Source organism: Vibrio sp. V03_P4A6T147, from assembly GCF_002241085.1.
In the GTDB taxonomy this organism is placed as follows: Bacteria; Pseudomonadota; Gammaproteobacteria; order Enterobacterales; family Vibrionaceae; genus Vibrio; species Vibrio anguillarum.
Window position 1 is genome coordinate 1 of the sequence record NZ_NDIO01000012.1, and the last position, 2,396, is coordinate 2,396.

Here is a 2,396-nt window from a genome sequence, read left to right on the forward strand (position 1 = left end):
TTAAGTTTTCACCGTACTTAACGGTGACACAATACGGACGCGGGGTGGAGCAGCTTGGTAGCTCGTCGGGCTCATAACCCGAAGGTCGTTGGTTCAAATCCAGCCCCCGCAACCAAATTTAGATTAAGCGTAAATACGATTAATCATTGCGACACTAGCTCAGTTGGTAGAGCGCAACCTTGCCAAGGTTGAGGTCACGAGTTCGAACCTCGTGTGTCGCTCCAAATTCTTTTCGAAGAAAAGAATAGCGCCACGCAACCTAGCTAAGGTTGAGGTCACGCCTTTTTATTTAAAGAAAGTGAACCTCGTGTGTCGCTCCAGATTCTTTTCGAAGAAAAGAATAGCGCCGCACAACCTAGTTAAGGTTGAGGTCACGCCTCTTTGTTTAAAGAAAGTGAACCTCGTGTGTCGCTCCAAATTCTCTTGTTAGAGAGTGTAAGTTTTCATCGTACTTAACGGTGACACAATACGGACGCGGGGTGGAGCAGCTTGGTAGCTCGTCGGGCTCATAACCCGAAGGTCGTCGGTTCAAATCCGGCCCCCGCAACCAAATTCAGATTAAGCGTGAATGCGATTAATCATTGCGACACTAGCTCAGTTGGTAGAGCGCAACCTTGCCAAGGTTGAGGTAACGGTTATGTGTCGTTCCAGCTTCTTTCAGAGTATTCTCTGAACTCAAACCAGTATTTGGTTTATGCTCTTTCTTTAATGCTGTGAAGCATAACTCCCTAAAATAAAAATAATCTGCAGTTCTAAGCGGATTTATTGCCGTCTTGATAACTTACGTGCTGAATTTCAATACACAGGTTAGTCTCTGTAGAATCTGGCTTTTCGTCGCTATTTATTCGTATTCATTAACAGAGTTATCCACAAAAATTAATTGTGGATAAGTTGGTGTATAACGTGTTTTTAGTGAAGTGCTGGTAAGTGTCAGTGAAAGATCTTTTAATGCGGCCCTGTTCTCTAATCTTGCTGCCTTTCTGTGTAACTAATTGTTTTTAAATTGATTTTTGTTATTTTGTCACCATTAGGTCAACTAACTGTATGATCATTAATATCAAGATCTTTGATCCTTGTCATTAATTGCTGATGTGGCTAACTTTTCTTAATTATAGAAAACAGTGTCGTGTTTAAAATTTTGTCCACAAATTGGTATTTTGAGATACATATCAAAGTCTGTGTTCATTAGTTATGCAATTACCTCATTTTTTACGCATCACGCGGTAACCCTTTCTCGACAATTCGAATTAAGCGCTGCTGCTTCTTATTGCTAGAGCATGCACTCGCTGGCTCCGATGATTTTCGTTTTTGTTCTACTAGCGCCCAATGTATATGTTCGTCTAATAAATCAGACAAGCCTAACCTTGTGTTTAGCGCTGCGATAATGCGTTGTGAATGTGGCGCGTTTCCTAAAGCGATGGAAAGATTACGCAACCATTGCTGGTGGCCAATTCGGCGAATAGCCGAACCTTCCATATAACGTAAGAAGGTGGCCTCATCCCAAGCAAACAGTTCAACTAAGTCTGGTTCATCCAGTGCTTGACGGCGATGAAAATCACTTTGTTGAGTGAGGTCGGAAAAGCGATTCCAAGGGCAGACCAACTGGCAATCATCACAGCCGTAAATGCGGTTACCCATTGCCTTGCGAAACTCTTCAGCAATTACGCCATCATATTCTATGGTGAGGTAAGAGATGCATCGGCGAGCATCAACAACACCGTCTTCCACGATGGCTTGTGTAGGGCATGAGGTGATGCAGGCAGTGCATTTGCCACATTGATTACTGCTTGGTGTATCGACTGGCAGCGGCAAATCAATCAGTAGTTCACCAAGAAAAAACCAAGAACCACTCTCTTTATCAAGGATAAGCGAATGCTTGCCAGTCCAACCAAGTCCAGCTTTTTGTGCTAAAGGCCGCTCTAGTATTGGGGCGGAGTCCACAAAAGGGCGATAACCGAGTGCCCCCACTTCTTGTTCAATCTTTTCGCCGAGTTTTTTTAGCTGGTTGCGTACCAGTTTATGGTAGTCACGCCCCAGAGCGTAGCGGCTGATATAAGCGTAATTGGGATTATTCAAATCACTGGCAAACCGAGCATCTGGGGGTAAGTAATTCATGCGTGCACTGATCACACGGACGGTGCCGGGAAGGAGTTCATGTGGCCTAGCTCGCATCATGCCATGGCGCGCCATCCAGTCCATTTCACCGTGAAATCCAGCATCCAACCATTTCTGCAAAGGCTCTTCGTGCTCACTGAGATCGATATCGCAGATCCCGACCTTTTCGAAGCCAAGTTCACGTGCCCAGATTTTAATTTTGTCTGCCAGTACTTGGTAGTCCATTATCGATGAGCTCGTTGCAAAAAGGGGCGAGGATCTTAACGGATCCTTTATTGAGG

Annotated in this window: 1 protein-coding gene and 4 tRNA genes; 4 read left to right on the plus strand and 1 reads right to left on the minus strand. The window is 44.6% G+C overall.

Features of this window, described 5'->3' with window-relative positions; all coding sequences use genetic code 11:
- The first annotated feature begins 38 nt into the window (after positions 1-38).
- The 4 genes from B9J84_RS00335 to B9J84_RS00350 all read left to right on the plus strand — a co-directional run bounded on the left by B9J84_RS00335 (position 39) and on the right by B9J84_RS00350 (position 650).
- Positions 39-115: transfer RNA gene (locus B9J84_RS00335), tRNA-Met, on the plus strand.
- 33 nt (positions 116-148) lie between these two features.
- A tRNA-Gly gene (locus B9J84_RS00340) sits at positions 149-224 on the plus strand.
- Positions 225-473: 249 nt separating this feature from the next.
- A tRNA-Met gene (locus B9J84_RS00345) sits at positions 474-550 on the plus strand.
- Between the two features lie 33 nt (positions 551-583).
- Positions 584-650 (plus strand) — tRNA-Gly (locus tag B9J84_RS00350).
- Between the two features lie 559 nt (positions 651-1,209).
- Here the strand turns inward: B9J84_RS00350 and queG are convergent.
- Entirely contained in the window at positions 1,210-2,340 is a 1,131-nt protein-coding gene (gene queG, locus B9J84_RS00355; RefSeq protein WP_094123273.1) for a tRNA epoxyqueuosine(34) reductase QueG, read from the minus strand.
- Positions 2,341-2,396: the final 56 nt, after the last annotated feature.

Coding starts and splice junctions, on each gene's coding strand:
- queG (WP_094123273.1), bottom strand. CDS start 2,340: ATGGACTACCAAGTACTGGCAGACAAAATTAAAATCTGGGCACGTGAA.